The organism is Neiella litorisoli (assembly GCF_014773395.1).
Classification (GTDB): Bacteria; Pseudomonadota; Gammaproteobacteria; order Enterobacterales; family Neiellaceae; genus Neiella; species Neiella litorisoli.
Genome location: NZ_JACXAF010000008.1, coordinates 1 through 21,273, shown reverse-complemented (window position 1 = coordinate 21,273; position 21,273 = coordinate 1). Strand labels below are relative to the sequence as shown.

At 47.3% G+C, this 21,273-nt stretch carries 21 protein-coding genes and 1 tRNA gene; 11 read left to right on the top strand and 11 right to left on the bottom strand.

Annotation, left to right across the window (positions count from 1 at the left end; all coding sequences use genetic code 11):
- Positions 1 to 10: 10 nt before the first annotated feature.
- Positions 11 to 1,207 (bottom strand): acetate kinase, encoded by a 1,197-nt coding sequence (locus IC617_RS07305; protein ID WP_191144334.1) that lies wholly within the window; start codon positions 1,205 to 1,207, stop codon positions 11 to 13.
- Positions 1,208 to 1,510: 303 nt separating this feature from the next.
- Between IC617_RS07305 and yfbV the strand changes: the two genes are divergently transcribed.
- Positions 1,511 to 1,951 (top strand): terminus macrodomain insulation protein YfbV, encoded by a 441-nt coding sequence (yfbV, locus tag IC617_RS07300; protein ID WP_191144333.1) that lies wholly within the window; start codon positions 1,511 to 1,513, stop codon positions 1,949 to 1,951.
- Here the strand turns inward: yfbV and IC617_RS07295 are convergent.
- The 3 genes from IC617_RS07295 to pflB form a co-directional block, all read right to left on the bottom strand.
- Positions 1,948 to 2,586 (bottom strand): energy-coupling factor ABC transporter permease, encoded by a 639-nt coding sequence (locus IC617_RS07295; RefSeq protein ID WP_191144332.1) that lies wholly within the window; start codon positions 2,584 to 2,586, stop codon positions 1,948 to 1,950. The two genes, yfbV and IC617_RS07295, sit on opposite strands and share 4 nt — an antisense overlap.
- Positions 2,586 to 3,326, bottom strand: a complete 741-nt coding sequence (pflA, locus tag IC617_RS07290) for a pyruvate formate lyase 1-activating protein (protein ID WP_191144331.1) — start codon at positions 3,324 to 3,326, stop codon at positions 2,586 to 2,588. The genes IC617_RS07295 and pflA overlap by 1 nt, the downstream gene beginning before the upstream one ends.
- A 94-nt stretch (positions 3,327 to 3,420) precedes the next feature.
- Entirely contained in the window at positions 3,421 to 5,712 is a 2,292-nt protein-coding gene (gene pflB / locus IC617_RS07285; RefSeq protein ID WP_191144330.1) for a formate C-acetyltransferase, read from the bottom strand.
- Between the two features lie 903 nt (positions 5,713 to 6,615).
- On the opposite strand from pflB, the gene IC617_RS07280 reads away from it, so the two are divergent.
- The gene (locus IC617_RS07280) at positions 6,616 to 8,139 is read left to right on the top strand and encodes a DUF3360 family protein (protein WP_191144329.1); all 1,524 of its coding nucleotides are present in this window, start codon (positions 6,616 to 6,618) and stop codon (positions 8,137 to 8,139) included.
- A gap of 67 nt (positions 8,140 to 8,206) precedes the next feature.
- Here IC617_RS07280 and xthA read toward each other — a convergent pair whose 3' ends face one another.
- Positions 8,207 to 9,025, bottom strand: coding sequence for an exodeoxyribonuclease III (gene xthA, locus IC617_RS07275; RefSeq protein WP_191144328.1), 819 nt, complete (start codon positions 9,023 to 9,025; stop codon positions 8,207 to 8,209).
- Positions 9,026 to 9,132: 107 nt separating this feature from the next.
- Between xthA and IC617_RS07270 the strand changes: the two genes are divergently transcribed.
- Positions 9,133 to 9,315, top strand: a complete 183-nt coding sequence (locus IC617_RS07270) for a hypothetical protein (RefSeq protein ID WP_191144327.1) — start codon at positions 9,133 to 9,135, stop codon at positions 9,313 to 9,315.
- Positions 9,316 to 9,381: 66 nt separating this feature from the next.
- Here IC617_RS07270 and IC617_RS07265 read toward each other — a convergent pair whose 3' ends face one another.
- From IC617_RS07265 to IC617_RS07255, 3 genes are all read right to left on the bottom strand, one after another.
- Positions 9,382 to 9,657 carry a hypothetical protein gene (locus IC617_RS07265; protein ID WP_191144326.1) on the bottom strand — a complete coding sequence of 92 codons (276 nt, stop codon included), beginning with the start codon at positions 9,655 to 9,657 and terminating at the stop codon, positions 9,382 to 9,384.
- Between the two features lie 103 nt (positions 9,658 to 9,760).
- A complete protein-coding gene (locus IC617_RS07260) occupies positions 9,761 to 11,410 on the bottom strand; it encodes a tetratricopeptide repeat-containing response regulator (RefSeq protein ID WP_191144325.1) in 1,650 nt (549 codons plus the stop codon).
- Between the two features lie 82 nt (positions 11,411 to 11,492).
- A tRNA-Tyr gene (locus IC617_RS07255) sits at positions 11,493 to 11,577 on the bottom strand.
- 227 nt (positions 11,578 to 11,804) lie between these two features.
- Between IC617_RS07255 and IC617_RS07250 the strand changes: the two genes are divergently transcribed.
- Positions 11,805 to 12,287, top strand: a complete 483-nt coding sequence (locus tag IC617_RS07250; protein ID WP_191144324.1) for a VC2046/SO_2500 family protein — start codon at positions 11,805 to 11,807, stop codon at positions 12,285 to 12,287.
- Between the two features lie 254 nt (positions 12,288 to 12,541).
- Here the strand turns inward: IC617_RS07250 and rnt are convergent, their stop codons facing one another.
- Positions 12,542 to 13,183 (bottom strand): ribonuclease T, encoded by a 642-nt coding sequence (rnt, locus tag IC617_RS07245; RefSeq protein WP_191144323.1) that lies wholly within the window; start codon positions 13,181 to 13,183, stop codon positions 12,542 to 12,544.
- A gap of 142 nt (positions 13,184 to 13,325) precedes the next feature.
- On the opposite strand from rnt, the gene IC617_RS07240 reads away from it, so the two are divergent.
- The 6 genes from IC617_RS07240 to IC617_RS07215 all read left to right on the top strand — a co-directional run bounded on the left by IC617_RS07240 (position 13,326) and on the right by IC617_RS07215 (position 19,388).
- Positions 13,326 to 14,324 carry a flagellar protein MotY gene (locus IC617_RS07240; RefSeq protein ID WP_191144322.1) on the top strand — a complete coding sequence of 333 codons (999 nt, stop codon included), beginning with the start codon at positions 13,326 to 13,328 and terminating at the stop codon, positions 14,322 to 14,324.
- Between the two features lie 403 nt (positions 14,325 to 14,727).
- Complete coding sequence (locus IC617_RS07235; protein WP_191144321.1) at positions 14,728 to 15,534, top strand: hypothetical protein; 807 nt, start codon at positions 14,728 to 14,730, stop codon at positions 15,532 to 15,534.
- Positions 15,535 to 15,692: 158 nt separating this feature from the next.
- Positions 15,693 to 16,337 carry an outer membrane beta-barrel protein gene (locus IC617_RS07230; protein WP_191144320.1) on the top strand — a complete coding sequence of 215 codons (645 nt, stop codon included), beginning with the start codon at positions 15,693 to 15,695 and terminating at the stop codon, positions 16,335 to 16,337.
- 407 nt (positions 16,338 to 16,744) lie between these two features.
- Positions 16,745 to 16,933, top strand: a complete 189-nt coding sequence (locus IC617_RS07225) for a hypothetical protein (RefSeq protein ID WP_191144319.1) — start codon at positions 16,745 to 16,747, stop codon at positions 16,931 to 16,933.
- Positions 16,934 to 17,102: 169 nt separating this feature from the next.
- The gene (gene purT, locus IC617_RS07220; RefSeq protein ID WP_191144462.1) at positions 17,103 to 18,278 is read left to right on the top strand and encodes a formate-dependent phosphoribosylglycinamide formyltransferase; all 1,176 of its coding nucleotides are present in this window, start codon (positions 17,103 to 17,105) and stop codon (positions 18,276 to 18,278) included.
- A 288-nt stretch (positions 18,279 to 18,566) separates the two neighbouring features.
- Complete coding sequence (locus IC617_RS07215) at positions 18,567 to 19,388, top strand: 2-keto-4-pentenoate hydratase (RefSeq protein ID WP_191144318.1); 822 nt, start codon at positions 18,567 to 18,569, stop codon at positions 19,386 to 19,388.
- 138 nt (positions 19,389 to 19,526) lie between these two features.
- On the opposite strand, the gene IC617_RS07210 is transcribed toward IC617_RS07215, so the two are convergent.
- Both IC617_RS07210 and IC617_RS07205 read right to left on the bottom strand, forming a co-directional pair.
- A complete protein-coding gene (locus IC617_RS07210; protein WP_191144317.1) occupies positions 19,527 to 19,865 on the bottom strand; it encodes a DUF3718 domain-containing protein in 339 nt (112 codons plus the stop codon).
- A gap of 341 nt (positions 19,866 to 20,206) precedes the next feature.
- Complete coding sequence (locus tag IC617_RS07205; RefSeq protein WP_191144316.1) at positions 20,207 to 20,482, bottom strand: GIY-YIG nuclease family protein; 276 nt, start codon at positions 20,480 to 20,482, stop codon at positions 20,207 to 20,209.
- A gap of 161 nt (positions 20,483 to 20,643) precedes the next feature.
- Here IC617_RS07205 and IC617_RS07200 point away from each other — a divergent pair, with 161 nt between their 5' ends.
- Positions 20,644 to 21,144: a glycine cleavage system transcriptional repressor gene (locus IC617_RS07200; protein ID WP_191144315.1), complete on the top strand. Its 501-nt coding sequence runs from the start codon at positions 20,644 to 20,646 to the stop codon at positions 21,142 to 21,144.
- The last annotated feature ends 129 nt before the right edge of the window (positions 21,145 to 21,273 follow it).

Sequence of the window (21,273 nt, the reverse complement as noted above, 5' to 3'; positions counted from 1 at the left end):
TTCTTTTTGTTTATACGCCAGCTAGACGAGCGCTATCCTGAGCGATAATCCACTCTTCGTTGGTTGGGATCACCAACGCTTTAAAGTTGCTATCGGCAGTCGTGATGCAGCCGTCGTTACCGAAACGAGCGTCAAGGTTACTTTGCTCATCCAGTTTCAGCCCGAATACACCTAAGCGCTCAATGACTTCTTTACGGGTATTGGCCGAGTTCTCGCCGATACCGCCGGTAAATACGATCGCATCAATGCGTGGCAGTGCGGCAGCATAAGCGGCAATTTGCTTCGCCAAGCGGTAACACATCACGCTGTGAGCACGGATTGATTCAGGTTTACCTTCTTCCATACCTTCTTCGATGAAGCGGCAGTCACTTGATTGTTCGCTCAAACCCAACAGGCCACTTTGCTTATGAACCATGGTGTTCACTTCATCCAGTGAGTAACCCAATTTGTCGACCAAGTGGAAGATGATTGCTGGATCGAAATCGCCAGAACGAGTTCCCATCACCACACCTTCAAGTGGCGTCATTCCCATTGAGGTATCGACTGACTTACCATCTTTAACCGCGCAGATTGAAGAACCGTTACCTAGGTGAGCAACAATAACGTTGGTCTCGGCAACGTCTTGGCCCAACATCTCAGCCGCTTTTCGGCTCACGTATAAGTGGCTAGTACCATGCATACCGTAGCGGCGAACACCGTGCTGCTTGTATAGCTTGTATGGCAGAGCGTACAGGTAGGCATTTTCTGGCATCGTTTGGTGGAATGCTGTGTCGAACACCGCAGTTTGTGGTAATGACGGGAAGGCCGCTTGAGCTGCACGAATACCAATCAAGTGAGCTGGGTTGTGCAGTGGTGCCAGAGTGGCACAATCTTCAATGCCTTTAACAACTTCTGGAGTAATCAAAGCAGAAGCGGTGAAGTTTTCACCACCATGAACAACACGGTGACCGACAGCAACAATCTGATCATTGAAGCCTTCGTCTTGAATCAGTTTCACCAAGCGCTCGAGCGCTTCGCGGTGGGCGGCACCTGCACCTAAATCTTCCTGAATTTTTTCACCATTCAGTTTCCAAATAATGCTGGCTTCAAGAAGACTTAGACATTCAGCTAAGCCGCTTAAGTGCTCATCACCATTTTGTGAGTCAATCAGGGCGAATTTAAGAGAAGAGCTGCCGCAGTTAAGAACCAGAACGAGCTTACTTTGCATGGCGAAACGTATCCTTTTGTACGATGTAGGAAGTAATAGAAGATGCCGCTAAAAGTTGTGTAAAGAGTAGCCAAAACTGGCCTCTTTTACCCGAAAGAAGTCATTTAGAGGATCAGGTTGTAATTTTGTAATTTTTTTACCGATTTTTCCATGTTTAAGACTTAATCTATATCAACTTTTGTTGGAAACTTTCATTTTCTTCGAGTGTCGAAGATCTCAACTCATGGAAAACTCGTAAAGTTAGCTTGAAATAGCTCAAAGTGAACGCTATTTATGAAGGGTAGACGGGTCGATGGTGGTGGCATGAAAATTACTCAAGTTTTTGTTGATGGTCAGGACTACATGCGGGCGTGGCCAATGCGTGCTGAGCTGGCTGTCCTTATGCCGGAAAACCGCATTATTGACCTGACACGTAAAGCGCAGCTTTGGATCCCTTTGTTTGCGGTGTTAACGGTGTCGATGCCGATAGCGATGGGACTGACCGACATGGTGCCATCGGCAATCGCCTCGGCACTACTGATGTTGAGCTTACCATTGCAAGGTTTGTACTGGCTCGGCAAGCGCTCACAGTCACCATTGCCACCAGGCTTGCGGAGCTGGTATCGGGATTTGCATCAGTCGATGGCCGAGCAGGGTTGCCAACAAGTGCCGAAAGTTGCCAGTGCTCCGAAGTTTTATGATTTGGCGGTAACCTTGAAGCACGCTTTCGAAAAGCTGGAGCAGTTCATCAAAAGCGACCGCTAATTGCGTAAATAATCCCAATCGCTAAAGGTGTACACATAGTCAGGCTTGTACACCACTAGCAAGGTCATCAGCATGCCATTTAATAGCGCTTCAGGAAAAAGCATGAGCGGCAGCATCCGAAGCAAGTAATGATCGATTTGTTGTTCGCTGAACTGGCCTGTCCATCCAAACCATCCCGCTTGTAAATAAATGCTCAGCGCAATCGCCAATGCCGCGGCGAGGAAGCTGTTGACGAAAATAAACACGAATAAGTGGCGGGGGAGGTATTTTCGACTTACCAGTAACAGGCCGTAGCTTACGACAAGGGCTGGTAAAACTTGGAACAGCCACTCTTGAGCTAACGAGGGCCAATCCATCAGGCCGACAAAAGCGAGTAACAACAGCGCGCCGCTGGTGGCCCAGCAAGCTAATCGAAAACCTAAGATCAGAGCCGCTGACGTGACCAGCAGAAAATGCAGCGATAAGCCTGCAACCAGTTCGATGTCGAACTGCCACAAGACTGCGAGTAAAGCTAAACTGGCGGCGAAGGCTTTTGAAGTGAACGGCGATGATGTTAATCGCCGCCAACAGGAGGCTGGCTGTTGCCATAACAGCAAGGAGAGCCAGCAGATCGCGCCAACTAGCTCCCAATGCATTAGTAGATCACAGGCAGATCGTATGACTTGAAAATCGCCTGAATGGTTTCCATGGTTTCTTTGCTCGGCGGGTGAACATCATTCAGTTCATATGTTTCGCCCATCGCTTCCCATTTGTGCTTGCCTAATTCGTGATAGGGCAGCAATTCCACTCGCTCAACGTTTTTCATTGGCTGGAGAAACTTCGCCAATTCATGGGCTGACGCCTCATCATCGGTGTAACCACCAACGACCACATAACGGATCCATGTTGGTTGATTGCGTTCCGCCAATCGCAGGGCGAATTCCTTGGCGTGGCGGTTGCTTACTTTGGTGAGGTCAATGTGCTTGGCATCATCCATTTGTTTGATATCCAGCATGACCAAATCACTGACATCAAGTAGGTGTTCAATCTTCTCATTGTGATGACGAACAAAACCATTGGTATCGAGGCAGGTGTGAATGCCTTCGTTGCGGCAAGCTTTGAACAACTCGGTGACAAATTCAGCCTGAAGTGTGGCTTCGCCGCCGGAAGCGGTGATGCCGCCGCCTGAAGCTTCGATAAAGTGTCGATAGCTGAGCATGTCACTCATGAGCTCTTCGACGGTTTTTTCATTGCCACCATCGACATCCCAAGTGTCGCGGTTGTGGCAATATTTGCAGCGCATTAAACAGCCCTGCATAAAAACGATGTAGCGAATACCTGGGCCATCAACGGTGCCACAGGTTTCGACGGAATGAACGCGTCCGGTAATGCTCATATAATTTTGATTTCTTGTCGGGAAAAAAAAGGCCTTGCAGATTGCAAGGCCTAGTGTAGCTGAGCTTTAGCTCAGATGCATTACTTGAGATGCATTAGAACGATGTCGTAAAGGTACGAGAGATTACGTCGTTCTGCTGCTCTTTAGTCAGCGAGTTGAAACGCACCGCGTAGCCAGATACGCGAATGGTCAACTGTGGATACTTGTCTGGGTTTTCCATCGCATCCAACAACATTTCGCGGTTCATCACGTTCACGTTCAAGTGCTGGCCGCCTTCAACTGCTGGTGTGTGGTGGAAGTAACCATCCATCAAACCGGCCAAGTTCTTCTTACGGATTTCTTCTTCTTTACCCAGTGCGTTTGGCACGATAGAGAAGGTGTAAGAAATACCATCTTTAGCATAAGCAAATGGCAGTTTCGCAACTGACGTCAACGACGCTACAGCACCTTTTTCGTCACGGCCGTGCATTGGGTTTGCACCTGGAGCGAATGGCGCGCCAGCTTCGCGGCCATCAGGTGTAGTACCGGTTTTCTTACCGTAAACCACGTTAGAGGTAATGGTTAGAACTGACTGAGTTGGTACCGCATCGCGATAGGTAGATAGTTTCTGAATCTTCTTCATGAAACCTTCAACCAGCTCACACGCAATGCTGTCAACGCGATCGTCGTTGTTACCATATTTAGGGAAGTCACCTTCGATTTCGAAGTCAACAGCAATGCCGTCTTCGTCGCGAACAGGCTTCACTTTGGCGTACTTAATTGCAGACAGTGAGTCGGCAGTGATCGACAGGCCAGCAATACCACAAGCCATGGTGCGGCGTACGTCACGATCGTGCAGTGCCATCAACGCAGCTTCGTACGAGTACTTGTCGTGCATGAAGTGGATGCAGTTCAGCGCAGCAACGTATTGCTTCGCCAACCAATCCATGAAGGAATCGAGGCGAGCAATGACGTCATCGTAGTTCAGATACTCGTCAGTGATTTTGTCAGAAACTGGGCCAATTTGGGTTTTCAGCTTCTCATCAACACCACCGTTGATTGCGTAAAGCAGCGTTTTGGCTAGGTTGGCACGAGCACCAAAGAACTGCATGTGCTGACCAATTACCATTGGGCTCACACAGCAAGCGATACCATAATCGTCAGACTCGAAGTCATCACGCATTAGGTCATCGTTCTCGTACTGTACAGAGCTAGTATCGATAGAAACTTTGGCACAGAAACGCTTGAAGTTATCTGGCAAGTTTTCAGACCACAAAATGGTCATGTTTGGCTCAGGGCTTGGGCCCATGGTGTACAGGGTGTTCATGAAACGGAAGCTGGTTTTAGAAACCAGAGTACGACCGTCTAAGCCCATACCTGCCAACGATTCGGTTGCCCAGATTGGGTCACCAGAGAACAACTCATCGTATTCTGGAGTACGCAGGAAGCGAACCATACGCAACTTCATAACGAAGTGGTCAATCATTTCCTGAGCTTGTTCTTCGGTGATCTTACCTGCAGCAATGTCACGCTCGATGTAGACATCGAGGAAGGTAGATGTACGGCCCAGTGACATCGCAGCACCGTTCTGGCTCTTAACCGCAGCCAAGTAACCGAAGTAGGTCCACTGAATCGCTTCTTGGGCAGAAGTAGCTGGACCACTGATATCGTAGCCGTAGCTCGCTGCCATTTGCTTCATTTGGCCCAGCGCACGGTGTTGCTCAGAAATTTCTTCACGCAGACGAATAGCACGCTCAAGAGCGGCTGAATCTGGCGCATTGTACATCGCATCTTCGAGTGACTTGTGCTGACGTACTTTGTCTTTCATCAGGAAGTCGATGCCGTACAGGGCAACGCGGCGGTAATCACCAATGATACGGCCACGGCCATAGGCGTCAGGCAGACCAGTAATCACACCTGATTTACGACAGTTACGAATGTCGCCAGTGTAAACGTCAAATACGCCTTGGTTGTGTGTTTTACGGTACTCAGAGAATACTTTGTTGACCATAGGGTCAAGCTCTTTGCCGTATACGGCACAGCTTTGCTCAACCATACGGATACCACCGTTACAGATGATGCCGCGCTTCAATGGCGCATCAGTCTGCAGACCAACGATGGTTTCTAAATCTTTATTGATGTAACCAGCACCGTGAGAAGTGATGGTTGAAGGCAGATCGGTGTCGAAGTCAACAGGCGCGTGAGTCGAGTTCTCTTGCTTGATGCCTTCCATTACCTTGTCCCACAACTGAGTCGTGGCTTCGGTAGCGCCAGCTAGGAAGCTTTCATCGCCTTCATATGGGCTGTAGTTTTTTTGGATAAAATCGCGAACATTTACTTCATTTTTCCAGTCGCCAGGTTGGAAACCTTCCCAGGCGCTGGCAAATGTTTCGGTTTGATCAGCCATTACTTTTTACCTTGTGATTTGAAATATGTCAGTCGCATGTGCGATTGCAGCGTACGACACGAATACTTGATAGCGGGCGGGTTACACGACCGCCTTTCGACACGCCACCTTATTCAGCCTCAATCAGAACTGTTACTGCTGAAATTGATGATAATTTTAGCAGCCCATCTGGCAGATGGTTTTATGATTTCCAGCTATATTCGTTTTACTTCAAATTTAACCAGCTATAATTATTGGTCTATTTGGTTAAAAACATATTAAATATCAGGTCTTTACTGATATTGGTGGCACGGTGCCTTTTGTGTGGCATCAAGGTATCGAAATGTGCCTGAATAATGATTGATCTGGATCAGATTTCAATACTTCTTGTAAAAAAATTACATAATTTTCTGTCAACCTAAAACCGCATAAAGAATGCGGCTATATAAGCAATTAAGCGGCAAATTACTGGTTGAATGTAATTTAATTTCGTCGCCCTTTCATTGTTAACACCTGATTAACAACTGATTTACGCCGGATTTACAGCTCATTATTTTCAATTGATGACCACGCTAGTCCCTCGCCACTTGTTTTTGTGTTGTAGTAATCTATTGTTTTTATGTAATAATTTGTCGCTGAATAGTGGTTGTTCGGAATTTGGTTGTTGGTTGTAATTGATTTTCATCAATGAAATTAATTTCCATTGTCCATATGGTGTGCGCGTTTGACGCTTACAGCATAACAACATTGCTCGCCAGGCCATCAAAAAAGGGTCGAGCGTATGTCGCTGATGCGGGCAAAAAATCAGATCTTGGTTAGACTGATTACACGTTATTCATTTTTAAGAATTATTTAGCCGCCGAAGCAGCTGGAAGCTATCCTGCTGACTTTGCTACTCATTCGAGCAACAACAAGCGAAACCTTATGGAACAGCAAGAAAACAAAAGCTATCAGGAGCTACACAAACCTGCTAGCGAATTTGAAAGTCGCTCTGACTACTTAGATCATGAATTGCAGATCATGCAGCCAAAGCGTTGGGGGATTAACTTACCTTTCCGCGATTTCCGTTTTGAGTGGGAAGACTTAGTTCCAGCGATCGCCGGTACCATTGGCATTATTGCGATGTATTCCGCGGTGATGATGGCTTGGGCTGACGGTCTGTCGGCAAAGTGGGAACATATCCAACTTGGCAAAGATTTCGCCATTGAAGTTGCCCGGGTAGAAATGTTGATCCCAGCATTGCTGTTCTGTGTGCTTGCCTCCGGTGTCTTTAACCCGAGGGCCAACCTTGCCGGTAACCACGGCCCTATGATCCCGCTGATTGGCGCGATTGCATTAGCGGGTGCTCACCCGTTAGCGCTGGCTATTTTGCTCGGTATCTTTGGTTTGTTGCTGAGTTACTTTAAAGGTGGCTCGAAACTCGTCAACCTCACCAGTGAGGGGGTCGCCGGTGGCTTGCTGGTATTCCTCGGCTTTACTGGCGCCATGAGCATGATCGGCAATATTCAGGATTGGGCGGTCGGCTTGGAAAACGCAGAAGCGGGCGTTGCCGCAGGTGAAATGGGTTATGTCGGCTTGGTTGTGCTCGGCGTCACTGTCATTCTGTATGCGGTATTGGCGCGGCTAGGCAAACGCTGGTTGGCGATTCCAGCTTGTGCTATTACCGGCTTGTTGATTGCGTTGGCATTCGGTGCCGGTTTCGACTTGCGTTTTGAAACCGAAATGGGTCTGCCAAATTTGAATCCAATGTATTGGTGGGGCAGCACTGAACAAGGTTGGATGCTTGGCTTGCCAACGGTTTCTCACTTTATCGCGTCGTTGCCGTTTGCTTTGCTGGCAGTCGCCATGTGGTCGCCTGATTTCCTTGGTCACCGTATTTTCCAAGAGCTGAACTATCCGAAAAATTCCGAGCGCGTGTTGATGGATGTTGATGACACCATGACCGCTTGTTCATTCCGCCAAATGGTTGGTACCGCAGTTGGTGGTGGTAACATCACCTCATCTTGGGGGACCTACATGATCCCAGCGGCTATTGCCAAGCGCCCAATTCCGGCCGGCGCCATCCTGCTTGGCTTGCTGACCATGATTGTTGCTGTGCTCGGCTTCCCAATGGATGTTGCGGTATGGCCTCCGGTAATGCGTGTTGCACTCTTAGTTGGCGTATTCCTGCCGCTGCTTGAAGCGGGCATGCAAATGATCCGCAATGAGAAAGACGCACAAGCGGCAGGTATCTGTGTGTTTGCAGCAGCAGTAACTAACCCGGTTCTGGCGTGGGCATTGACAATGCTGTTGGACAACAATGGTTGGATCGGTGATAAAGAGCGTCCGAAAAAGCTGTCTAAGCTTGATCGCTTGGTGATCCCAGGTTCGGTCCTATTGATTTGTTTGGCTGCCATGTTGGCGGTGGGTATGTTGGAACCGAAGTACGCGATTCCGGCGCTACTATAAAAAAAATCACTTTTCAATGATTCAGAACAGGGCTCTTCGGAGCCCTGTTTGTTATTTTGACTCTCAACTAAAAACGAAACGTACTCCAGACAGGAGCATGATCAGATGGTTTTTCAATCCCTCTGAGTTCGTAATCAACGTCACTTTCAACGCAGCGTGCTTGCATTGAGGCGCTGGTCAGTAGTAAATCGATTCGCAGTCCCCGGTTGTCATCGAAGCCGCGGGAGCGATAGTCAAACCAGCTGAACCGTTCATTTTGTTCAGGGTGTAATGCTCTGAACGAATCGGTTAGGCCGAAGCTTTGTAAAGTGGCAAGCCATTCGCGCTCTTCCGGCAAGAAACTACACTTGCCCGTTTTGAGCCAACGTTTGGCATTGTTTTCGCCGATGCCAATGTCTGCATCGGTCGGAGAAATGTTCATGTCGCCGATGAGCACCAAGTCTTGTTCTGGGGTACAGTGTTGCTCCAAGTAGCTTTGCAGATCTTGGTAAAATTGGCGTTTGTATGGAAATTTCACAGGATGATCGCGGTTTTCTCCTTGTGGATAGTAACCATTCATGACTTTTACCGTATCACCATTAGGGAGTGGCACAGTCACCGTAATCATTCGCCGTTGAGCATCTTCGGGATCGGTAGGAAAACCTTTCTCGACGCTTAATGGTTCTGCTTTGGTTAGCATTGCAACGCCGTAGTGAGCCTTCTGGCCATGAAATGCGACGTGATAGCCCATTGCTTCAACTGCTTCGAGCGGAAAAGCATCGTCATGGACTTTGATCTCTTGCAGTCCGATGACATCTGGGCTGTGTTTGTCGATGAGCGCTTGCAGCTGATGAAGGCGAGCGCGCAGGCCATTAATATTAAAAGAAACGATTTTAAAGTCGGTCATAAAGTATTCGGTTGCAGGGAGTAAAGAGCGCTGATTGTCGCAAACGCCCTGCCACCAAACAAGTACCTACATTTTCATTCGCTTTAGGAATAGGGAGGAGGTTTAACGTGTTATGCACAAACTTCTTTAGTTGGAAGACCCAAGTTAAACTGCAATTAAAAGAGCATCACATTGATGTCGACACAGATGATCAGGCAATTGCGAAAGATATGGAGTTTTCCTATTTTCAACGGCATTTATCAGTTGATGACTATGTCAAAGAAATAGTCGATCGCCATCAAGGCGGATAATGATCACCAAGCCACAAAAAAAGCCGTACTCGAGAGTACGGCTTTTTCTTTTAGACGATTTGGTACTTATTTTTTCTCAGCATTTTTATCGCGATTCGCTGAGCACACTTGTTTGTCATCAAAACCATCGCGGTAGAAGCGGATGTCGACGCATTGTTTTTCATAGATTTCTTGCAAGTTGGTGCGAACAACAACTGACTCGGTCTGGCGAATACGCTTGGATAGCTCGTCACATTCGCGACGTTGAGCATTAATGTCTTCAATATTTTCGCAACTGTCAGTAGTGGAACAGCCGGCAAGTAAAGCAGCGCACATCATTGAGAGCGGAAGCAAGCAGCGCATTGTGTGTCCTTAATTTGTCGTTATTTTAAATATCTTTTGAAGCCACGGTTAGTGTAACTGGGTCGCCCATTCACATTCAATCAAAGATCCCGCAACTTTGTCCTTATTGGCGTTTTAATTGTTGAAATTGTCCCCAAAGCTCATTTTTACGGCTTCGGTGTTGCGCAGGCAGGCGAACGCCGTCGACAGATTTGAACAATTCTTCACATCGTCGCAGTTGACCCGGACTCATTTTTTTCGACTCAGATAAGCGTTTGAGCAGGGTTTGAATTAAGTTAAGTGCGGCGCCAGTATTGGTCGGTGCGATTTGTAATGCCTGCTCAAACTCCTCAATTGCGGTCTTAAAGTCATCTTTATCATAGGCTTCCATACCCGCTCTGCTATGCTGTTGAAAGGTCTCGTGGCGGCTTTGCAGGCCCGTTGTTTCATGTTGCTGGTGGGCAATGGCGGCTTGCAAGAAAGGGTTACTGGAATCGAGCTGTTTGGCTTTGGCTAGAACTTGTTGCGCTTCTTCCAATTCGCCGATCAGGCTGACCGTTGCGAGACTTTCGGTAATGAAATCGTTGGGTAGCTGACTCTCTTCGGAGCTTTCATCGTAGCGCTCGGTGGCTTTGTAGTAGAGCTTTTTCGCTTTCAATAAATCGCCTTTACGGGCGAATTTGGCAGCATTGAGCAAATCTTCATAGTTTTGAAAATCGAAGCCGTTAAATTGTGCGTCCTGCCGCGCTCGCATGAGGGTGCTAAAAGCCTCTGACTCGAGTCGCCCAGAGGTGCGTTCATCGGGGATATTAAGCGAAGCTTCGACGGTGCTCCGAACGTAATTGCACAAGTGTTCGGTGTTTCGCTCCACTGCGCGGCGGCTCTGGTCGTAGACCTGCTTGAACGCGTCGTTGGCCAACAAGTACTCTTCGTTATCCAGTGCCAACTGGGCCAATCGTTCCTGCCGCTCGGGCCGGAAGGGCGACAGATCGGTTGCCTTTTTCAGCATTTCCAAAGCGCGCGTCTGGTCGCCTAGGCCAATATAAGCTTCAGCTAGGCAGTCGTGTGCTTCGACTGTCAGCGGGCTGGTTTTCAAAATTGGAGCGACCGTGGTGATGGCTTCTTCATGCCGTTTACAGTCGTTGAGGGTATGGCCAAGACTGACTCTTGCCCAAATTAAATCGCGTTGCTCAAGTGTTTCTCGGAGTATTTTCTCGGAATGTTGAGGGTTACCGGTACGGCGATGAAACTCGGCGAGCATCTTATTACACAGGCCACTGTAGCGACTATTGTCTGCCAGCAGTTTCTCGCATTCGGTGATGGCTTGTGGCAGATCATCGGCAAACACAGCGTTGTAGACCGGCCCGAGTTCAAGGTGTTTGGAATATGCCCGCTCTAGTCGATTGGCTAATTGTTTGAGGGAAAACGGCTTAACCAGATAATCGTCGGGCTCACGTTCGAGCGCACCGAGGACAATGCCGCGGGTGCTTTCGCCTGAGATAATAAAAAATACTGCGGCGGGCGATAAATATTTCTGGGCCCGCAGGAGTTCAAGTAGCTGTTGGCCATTTCGCCCCGGTCCAAGATTGTAATCGGCCAAGACAATATCAAATTTTGTTGAACGGCAAGCGCGGATTGCTGCTTCAGATGATTCGACAAAGTGGATGTCTTTGATGCCCAAATTTACGAGCATGCCTTTCAAGGTCACTTGAAACGCTCTTTGGTCATCAACAATCAGAACTTTGGTGCGCTTGAAATCGATGTTTGACTTCATCCAACGACTTTAAAACATGGGTTTGTTTCGAGTGTATCACAAGCCGAGGAAAAGGAAGTGTCTGGAGAAGCTGCAAGAAAAGTGGTGGAGGGGGAAGGATTCGAACCTTCGAAGGCGGAGCCGTCAGATTTACAGTCTGATCCCTTTGGCCACTCGGGAACCCCTCCACAGCTGCACATTGCGCGCATTGTTACTGCCTTGCGTAGTCAGCAGTATGGCGGCGAATTATACGAAGAATTATGGTGATGTAAATACCCAACGAAGTAAAAGATGGCGTTTTTTTTCGACTAACTCAGGTGCTTTTTTATTAAAGAAACAAAAGACAAGGCCGATAACCTTTATGAACAGTGATCGTGCAGTAAACTAGTGCAGTGAATTAAAGGCGGTTTTATTAGTGTTGTCCCAGGTTGCCAAGCCTCCGGTTTCGAATGAATATGACTTGGGTCAGTCGATCAATGTTGCTGCAGCGTCTGGCAACAGCGACACCTTTCGATTGCTGCTGTCGATGCTGTCTACTGATGTCTGTGATCAGCCTCAATTTGGCCGCTTACCAACCGATGACAAGCCATCGCAAGATCTTCGACAAGCGTTACAATTGGCGGATGAACAACCGTTCTACGATCAACACCACCCGAGTTATCAATCTTCATTGACACAGGCGTTTCACTCTGGCGGCTTGACCGACGTGCGACTATTGCACGCCTTAAGACCCGAGCCATTGGTTGCCGGCAGTGAACCTAGCAACCCAGTTAATCAGCTACAAACGCTTCTCTCTCCGTGGCAGCAATATAAAATTGCTGGCAATGACGCTGAGCCTTGCCCTCAAGACTGGCAACAAGCCGATCAAGCGCTATTGGCCATTGCCGCTAACGCTTAAAAATATTTGATTAGTTAAATTAATGCCAGTGGCGCAAAACATTTCATTTTGCACTGTTTATTTTGCTGTCTATCATTTGCCTCGTTGAGATGTTGATCACAAATGAAGGAGGTAAATCTCGATGAATCGTTCTAAATTTATCCGCTGCCTGTTTCGTGTTGGGCGAGAGCTTCAAGCGCACGGCGTAAAATAATTAATGCAAAAAGGCGACTTGTTCGCCTTTTTGTTTTTTCTTGTAGGCGTAATGAAGCCGTTTATTCTGCCGCCAAGGGCCAGCCACCAAGGGCTTGATAGCGATTGACGATTTGGCAAAACAACTCAGCCGTTTTGGCCGCATCATAGGCTGCACTGTGGGCAGCTTGTTGATCGAAGCTAATATCTAGCCGTTCGCAACAGTCTTTGAGCACCGACTGTCCCAATGCTAATGCCCCCAGTGTCGCCGTATCAAAAGTCACAAACGGGTGAAATGGACTTCGCTTAAAGCGCGTCCGATTAATAGCAGCATTGAGAAAGCTATTATCGAATGCGGCATTGTGTGCGACCAGAACACAACGTTGGCACCCGTGTTGTTTCTGTAATGGTCGCAGCGCTTTTGATAGCTGATTGAGCATTGATTTTTCATCAATTGCGTTTCGATCGGGGCAGTGCGGATCGATTCCAGTGAATGCTAAAGACGACGGCTCTAGGTTGGCGCCTTCAAACGGCTTAACGTTATAGGCGAAGGTTTCAATTGGCGACAGCAGGCCGTCTTCGTCAATCGTGACCGCAGTGGCTGCAATTTCCAAAACGGCATCGGTTAACGGATTAAAACCAGCGGTCTCAATGTCAACGATCACCGGATAATAACCTCGGAATCTTGCTGCTAATGCTAGTTTTGGATCGGCTGTGGCGGTCATTTTTGCACTCAATACTTGAAAAACGAGCGCCATTATTCCAGAAAATCTTGTTTAATGGTGTATCTAACGTAAAAATGACTCAAGTTATCTTGATAGACGCCGATTAAAGATGCAGGCCACCATGAGAAGACACTAAGCCATCATGAAACATTCAGTGCTGACAACTGCAATGACCTTCGGGTTGCTATCTGCCGTGAGCCCATTCGGAGAGGCCACTGTCAGGCAGTATGCTGCGCCTATAGGACATTCGGACTGGGTTTTAACCCAAAGTTCGCCACTGGTCTGTCAGCTTGAGCATGGTATTCCGAGTTACGGCACGGCTGTGTTCACCGACAAGGCCGGTAGTGGCAACTCGCTGCATATGACCCTAGAAATGTTGCGTCGGCCACAAGTCAGCGGTCATGCTCGGCTGATGTCAGTACCGCCGAGCTACAAACCAGGAATGGAAGCCAGCCTCATGGCCAATGTTCAGGTCTATGACGGCTTTAACACCATGCTCGGTGAGCAATTGTCTTGGCAAATTCTAACGGAATTAGAGCAGGGCAATAATCCGACCCTATTTTACAAAGATGGCTACAGTCGCCTTGGCGATATTGAAGTGGCTCTAAACTCGGCTAATTTCCGCCGTTCTCTCAATGAGTTTGTTGACTGTGTCGGTGGCCTACTTCCGTATGGCTATGATGATGTTGCGATTAGCGTATTAAATTACAAGCTAAATAGTGATGAGCTTGAGTTAGAGTCGTTAAAACGACTCCGCAAAATCGTTGACTATCTGCGCCATGACGACGCCGTTGTGCGCGTTGAAATTGACGCCTTCTCTGATAGCTATGGTGGTCGCTGGCTTAACTTTGAGTTGTCGAAAAAGCGCGCTGCTGCAGTCAAAGACTTTATGGTGACACAAGGCGTTAATGATGAGCTTTTGGTGACGGCGGGCTACGGGGAGCGGCGCCATGTGGCATCAAACAAATCGCCGATTGGCCGGCACAAGAACCGCCGAGTCGTCGTGCGCCTGACTCGTGACAATAGTTTGGAGCCATCGCCAATGGCGCAAAAAGCATTGACGCCGAAAATTGCCAAGGCAATGGCAAGCCAAGCAAGTTCAACGGCTTCTGCATCTACTGGAAACGCTGCCCCACAATAACTTGTTGTAGGCTCCGCTTCACCGCCTTGCGCGACGTTTCAAAAACTTCGACGCTGTTTACACTTTAATCGGATGTTAAACAGCGTTATTCCTTCAATGAATCCCTCATTAGCGTTGATTTGGTTTAATTCCGGATTTTTTAATTCTTTGTTTTTATTTTACAAAATAAAGTTATTGAGAACTTTTATAAGGCTCATTCGTGACTGCTAAAAGGTTGCGTTTTAAACTTAGTTAGAAAAATAAAATGCTTGATCTAGGTCAAATTTGAAGGGGTTTGTTGTATAATTTTTGAGCGGCTTCAATAGTCGCTTTTAGTTTAGTGAGCGGCAACTTCGCTTGCTGACACCTTCCAATCGGTGGCTGTTTGTGTTGACACCAAACAAATGGACCAGGAGGCCCCACCATGAGCATCAACCGAATCCTTCCTATCTGTCTAATTTCATTTAACGCCGTTGCCAGCGACATTGGTGGCATCGAAGTTGGCAATACCATCAAGCAAACATTTGCTATTGAACACCACATTCCCGCAGAGAATATGCATGGGTGTTATGAACAGAATGTCTATCAAACTGTAGCTCTCGACGAATGGCTTGCTGCTGAAGTCGGTGAACAGCTCGGTGAAACTATCGCCTTATCGCGTGCATCATTGGTGCAATATCAAGATGCAGTTATCAATGATGAGCAGATGGCGCAACTCGCCAAGAGTGAGCAATTGGTCGTTTGTCACTTTGAATTTGAACCGAGCGGTCAATATAACAACCCGCTGCAGCAGGCGGTTTCAGCCTATTACAAGCAAACACCAATGAAACAAGTGGGCTTGGCTTATCTGAAAGATAGCGGTCAGATCGTGTCGCTGTCAGTTTACCGCCAGACTCCGGTAGCCAGCTCAATGGCGCAAGTTAAAGCGCATTATATGAAACAGTGGCGTAACGCGGAGTTTATCGACAATGGTCAGTACTTTGAGTTTGCCCAACATCGTTATTGTGAGGTCACAGGGCTTAATTCGGCCCATTGCACCTTTGACAATCAAGCCAAGCAAGAGCTAGTACTCAAACAGCAGCCTGAACTGTATGCTCAGTTACAGCAGGTCGCTGGATATTTGGCGATTGCAGAGCTTGAACAGCTGCCCGCGACTGCCGCTGGCGGCGAACAAACTGCAGCAGTCAGCTACGTTGCAAATAATTATCGCAGCAACTGCTCCGGTCAATAACCTTACTCAAGGGCCATTCGCGATAGGACGAAGCTGTTGGCCCTATCTTTTCAATAACTTCACATTTCTATGCCAATCTGAAACAATTTGCCGATCTCAGTTGTTGCTGTTGGCCGCATGGTGGCTAATGGTCATTCATATGCTTACAAGGACTAAGTATGAAATTGTTCAGTCTTGCTGCTGCGGCACTCGCGCTATCTTCGACTATGGCCATTGCCGCAGAAGAGGGCACCGCTTACCAACCTAGTTTTGATGTGTCTTTGCTCGCAGGTACTAGTGGTAGTAGTGATTTTAAATCGCTGGAATCTGATTCTTATACCCTCGACACCGACAATGGCACCAACATCGCGGTGAGTATTAATTATCTGCAAAAATACAAACATGGCAGCCGGCTGCAGTATGAATTGTATTTAGCGCAGACCGAGACTGATCTCGTGATCAAAGATGCTGAATCTGCTGACAAAACCACTTCGAATATGGATATTCGTTACTACCACATTGGTGGTGTTAACGAAATCGAGTACAGCGACTCGAATTTTGTCCCCTACGTTGGTGCAACCATCGGTATGACAAGCTTTAAGCCGGACGATTACGATTCTGAAAATGAATTCTCGTTTGGCTTTAATGGCGGCTTAAAGTGGTTTGCAAGCGACTGGGTTGGTGCTCGCTTTGATGCTCGTGCCATCGGTACGACAGTCGGTAGTGATACGACTATTTTTTGTAATGGCGGCTGCATTGCCAAAATCGATGGCGGTGTTTGGTGGCAATATCAATTTACTGCTGGAATGTTCGTTCGGTTTTGATCCGGTGGCGACAATCGACGTTGAAGTAAGCTATAAGTATTCTCATTCCACTGACTTAGATGTGAATACTTAGTAATAATTTTGATGTTTTTGTTCGAGAAAAATTTAATTAATAACTTGAAATAACTGCGTTAAATTAAAATCGATATATTTTGGTGCAGTATTTTTATGCATGTTTTATGCGTTTTTAGTGGCTACATGCCGCAGATTAATAACGCAATATTGATTTTTTAAACCCGTGATCAGAGTAGGGTTATTGATTAAAAACTAAACTAATGGCTTTTTTTCGTGTCTATACTTAGCGACCTGTTGCAAACGATAGGCTACAAACGAAAGCCACCAGAACATCATAGTTATAGCTTTAGCTCGCAACGAATGAAGGTTGTTTCAAACATGAGGACTGAATCATGAGCGAAAATTATTTTACTTGGCGTAGTGCGGTAGCAGAACAAGCGAAGCACATGACCGGTTTAGAAAACGAAATGGTTGATGCGGCAAACGACAAAGTGCTGCAAGACCAATATTTCTACGAGCAACTTACGCCGCAGCAAGCAGCACAGCGCTTAATGCAAAACCACAAAGCCACAGCTCGTTAACTCAAAACAAGCTACCTTTTAGTTGCAGCGGCTCCGATGACGGGGCCGCTTTCATTTGCACGCTCGTTCGAGCTGATATGATTCGCCAAACAGCGCCGATACAGATCAATACCTGCATCTTAATTTGACATATACTTGGGCCGGATTTTTCTTTGGAGTTCAGAGTATGATGTTGGGAACCCCGCTGTCTGCGACAGCGACCAAAGCCTTGTTGTTAGGTTCGGGTGAATTGGGTAAAGAGGTCGCGATTGAATTACAGCGATTAGGTGTTGAAGTGATTGCCGCCGATCGTTATCTCAATGCACCAGCAATGCAAATTGCGCATCGCAGCTACGAGTTGGACATGCTTGATGGCCAGGCGTTGCGCGCGCTGGTCGAGAAAGAGCAGCCTGACATTATCATCCCAGAGATTGAGGCCATTGCGACTGACGAGTTGTTAAAGCTCGAAGCAGAAGGGGTCAAAGTGGTGCCCAACGCTCGGACCACCGCACTAACCATGAATCGCGAAGGAATTCGTCGCCTTGCCGCAGAAAGCCTTGGCTTGTCGACTTCTGCTTATCAATTTGCCGACACTGAAGCCGAATTTCGCCAAGCGCTAGAAAACGTTGGTATGCCTTGTGTCGTGAAGCCAGTGATGAGTTCGTCGGGTAAGGGGCAGAGTGTGGTCCGCAGCAGTGATGACTTAAATCAGGCTTGGCACTATTCGCAGCAAGGTGGCCGTAGCGGTGAAGGTAGGGTGATTGTCGAAGGCTTCGTCGATTTTGACTACGAAATCACCCTGCTTACTGTGCTTGCCAGTGATGGCATTCACTTTTGTCCGCCGATTGGTCACCGCCAAGAAGATGGCGATTATCGAGAATCTTGGCAACCTCAAGCCATGTCCGAGGCGGCATTGAACAACTCCCAGCATATTGCCAAAGCCATTGTTGAAGAATTAGGTGGCTATGGCCTTTACGGCGTTGAGTTATTTGTTAAAGGCGATGAGGTTTACTTTAGCGAAGTGTCGCCGCGACCACATGATACGGGTATGGTGACGCTGATCTCTCAGGATCTGTCAGAATTCGCACTTCATGTTCGAGCCATCTTAGGATTACCAATTGGCGCGATTGAGCACTATGGCCCGAGTGCGTCAGCGGTATTACTGCCTTCTGGCCACTCTCGCCAGACTCAGTTTGGTCAACTGGACCTTGCACTTGCTGTGGCCGGCACTCAATTACGATTGTTTGGTAAACCAGAAATTGCAGGCAGTCGGCGGATGGGGGTGGCATTGGCGAAAGCACCGACTATCGAACAAGCAATCGATAAAGCGGTTGCTGTTACCAAGCAGGTTTCAGTGACATTTTAGCCGCTCAACCGCTGTAATTAAGTCATGATGAGCCCCGCTAATCGCGGGGCTTTTTTATGAGGCTCAAAGACCCTCGCGGTGATGCTTACTGCCTGTGGAATTTCTGTTATTACCAATTTGTGAGACATATTTATCTGGAATGGTAAATCCAATTGACCTAGAGTTGTCATTAAATTAATCGGATGTGACGGCAGGTCTATCGCTACGACCCAGTTGATGACCGAGTACGTCAACGCCATAACTGCTGACACAACGAACTATTGTAGTTGCAATTTTGGAGACAATATCATGACAACGTCCACCCCATTGTCGCAGGATGAGATCAGCCAAACGGCCGAAACTCTTGCTGCAGCGCGCTTCTCTGGTGGTTTACTAGAAGCTTTTCCTGGCCGAGTGCCGCCGACGTTAAATGAAGCTTATCAAATTCAAGATCTGGTCATTGGCGCGGCGCCAGAATCCATTGTTGGTTGGAAGATTGGTATGGTACCCCCTGAGCTTCGTGAACAGTACGGTGCTGAGCGTATTATCGGGCCAGTCTTCAAGAATGTAAGCCATTTTATCGGTCATGCCCACAGCGATGATGAAAAGATTGTACTACCCGTGTTCGCGGGCGGATTCATTGCCGTCGAAGCAGAAATAATTATCGAGATCGCCGAGGACATTGAGCCAGGTAGTGTTGATACGTCGCAGGGGGTAGAGCATTTGGTCAAGGCCATGTATGCCGGTGTTGAAATTGCCAGCAGCCCAGTTCCCGACCTCAATAGCTATGGGCCTGCGGCGATTATTTCAGATATAGGCAATCAACACGGTATGGTGATTGGTCCTGCCATTGAAAACTGGCAAACGGTTCTTGCTGAGACCACCGTCGAAACCATCATCAATGGCGAACTGATCAACAGTGCGCCGGCTAATGGGATCCACAATGGTCAGCTTGGCGCCTTAGCATTCTTCATCGACTGCTGTGCCAAACGCGGTATCAAAGTACCGGCCGGTAGCATGATTTTAACGGGAGCCACCACAGGAGTTCATGAGACTCTAGTTGGGTCAACATCAACGGTAAAATATGGCGCGTTGGGCAATATCAATATGGACTTAGTGGCAATAAAATAGCGTTCAGCTCATCTTATCCGAACAAAGCAATGGCTGGTCCATTGCTTTTTTTGTCGCTTTTGTTTGTTAAAGCCACAACAAAAAAGCCGCGGACTAGCCGCGGCAAATGACAGAATGAGAGAAAATGTTGGTGAGTGTTTACGCCTGAGGCGCTTGAGTTGTTTCAGCTTTGGCGAGGTCACGAACTTCGACGTGGCCCTGCTGAAAATCACGTAAGAAGTTAGCAGTGTTCGCTGCGCCATTTTCAGCAGCGAAGGTACCGATATCTTCACCATTACAAACAACCTGATTGGCTACTTTATCCATGGTCAAGTTGTAGCTTTTAACAACGCTTTTGAAGTTGTTTAAGCGATCAGTCGCACTGCTGTGACAGATGTTTTGCAACGCTTTTTCAACCACCGGATCCATCGCTGCGTTGCTTACTCCAAGATTTAAAACACCAAAAGTCAAAACTGCACTGATAACTAATTTTTTCATTGCCCGATCCTCCGGTTTAGTAGGACAAAGTGATTTAGGCGTCTGTTGCCGTAAATCGATGGGGCTATTTAACAACAGTAATCAAGAGTTTTTTTAGTGATCAGTAACAGTTTTAGTAACCTCAATTTTGATTAGTTTGAATCATTGATCTGTAACAACATTGACACCTAGTTTGCATTATTTTTTTTTATGCTTTGACTAAGTTTTTTTGCGCAATCTGTTCGTTAATTAGCTATTTTATATGGATTTAATATTTTTTCTTATCAATGGGTCTATTGTTTTTATAAACCGATTATTGAATGGTTTTTGCATTAGAAATATTAATTTAAATTGCTAATGATTTAATGGCTAAAAAGCGTCATTTTTTGCGCTTTGGTCATTTTTTTGACTTGATATTCCCGTTGCGAAGCTTGTCCTCGGTTTTGGTAGCTTTCTGTGTGGACAACACGTTTTGGCGCTTGCGTTCTGAAGTACTTAGCGCCTTGCGCGCCGGATTTGCCGTAGTAACTGTCGCAATGCTGCTGAAAGCGCCGATCGACATCGGTGGTAATGCCGGTGTAAAGATTGCCATTGTCGGTTTCAATGATATACAGGTACCAAGAATTGTGATTGCTCATAATGACTTATCAAGTTGATGCTTTTATCACCAGGTACACCAATGTTGTGATTTAAAACAACATTTCAATGCAAATTGATCCTAGTTCAGCTGGCTGCAAGGTTGGCCCCGTACTATAACTTGTAATCATCAGTGGTAACTATAACTAAAGGAAGTAAGCGTATGAGTGCCGCATTTATTGTTTCGTTTGCAGGCCCAGATCGGGCTAATTTATTAAAGCAGTTGGCGCAGTTTACCCATGAACATGACGGCAAATGGCTGAGCAGCAAGGTGAATTACCTCGATGGTCATGTCGCTGGCAATATTAAAGTCACCGCACCGCAGGATCAGCTCGATGCCATTAAACAAGAATTTACCCGCCAACAAGGATTGGTGGTTCAAATCGACGATGTGGTGGCCAAAGCAAGCCCTGCACAGGCCGCTAAATTGAGCTTTCATAGTAATGACCGACCGGGCCTAGTGCACGACATTACCAGCGTGATTGACCAGCAGGGCGCTGAATTGACCCATATGGACAGCGCTCGGGTTCAGGTGGAGTCGCTGGGAACTAACGTCTTTGTCGCCAAGTTGGCGGTCAGCATCCCCCAAGGTCAGGCGGCAGAAGACTTGCTCGCGGCACTTCGAGCCTTGGATGAACATGTGGTGGTTGATTTAGAAGACTAATTGCCCGCTGCTTAAGCGTTGAGGCCACCTTTGCGGCTGTCTCTTGATCACATCTTAGAGTTCAAGAGACTTGGCTAATTCGTACCCTTCAAGGATGGCTTGTAATTTGAGCCATCCTTGCCACAGCAC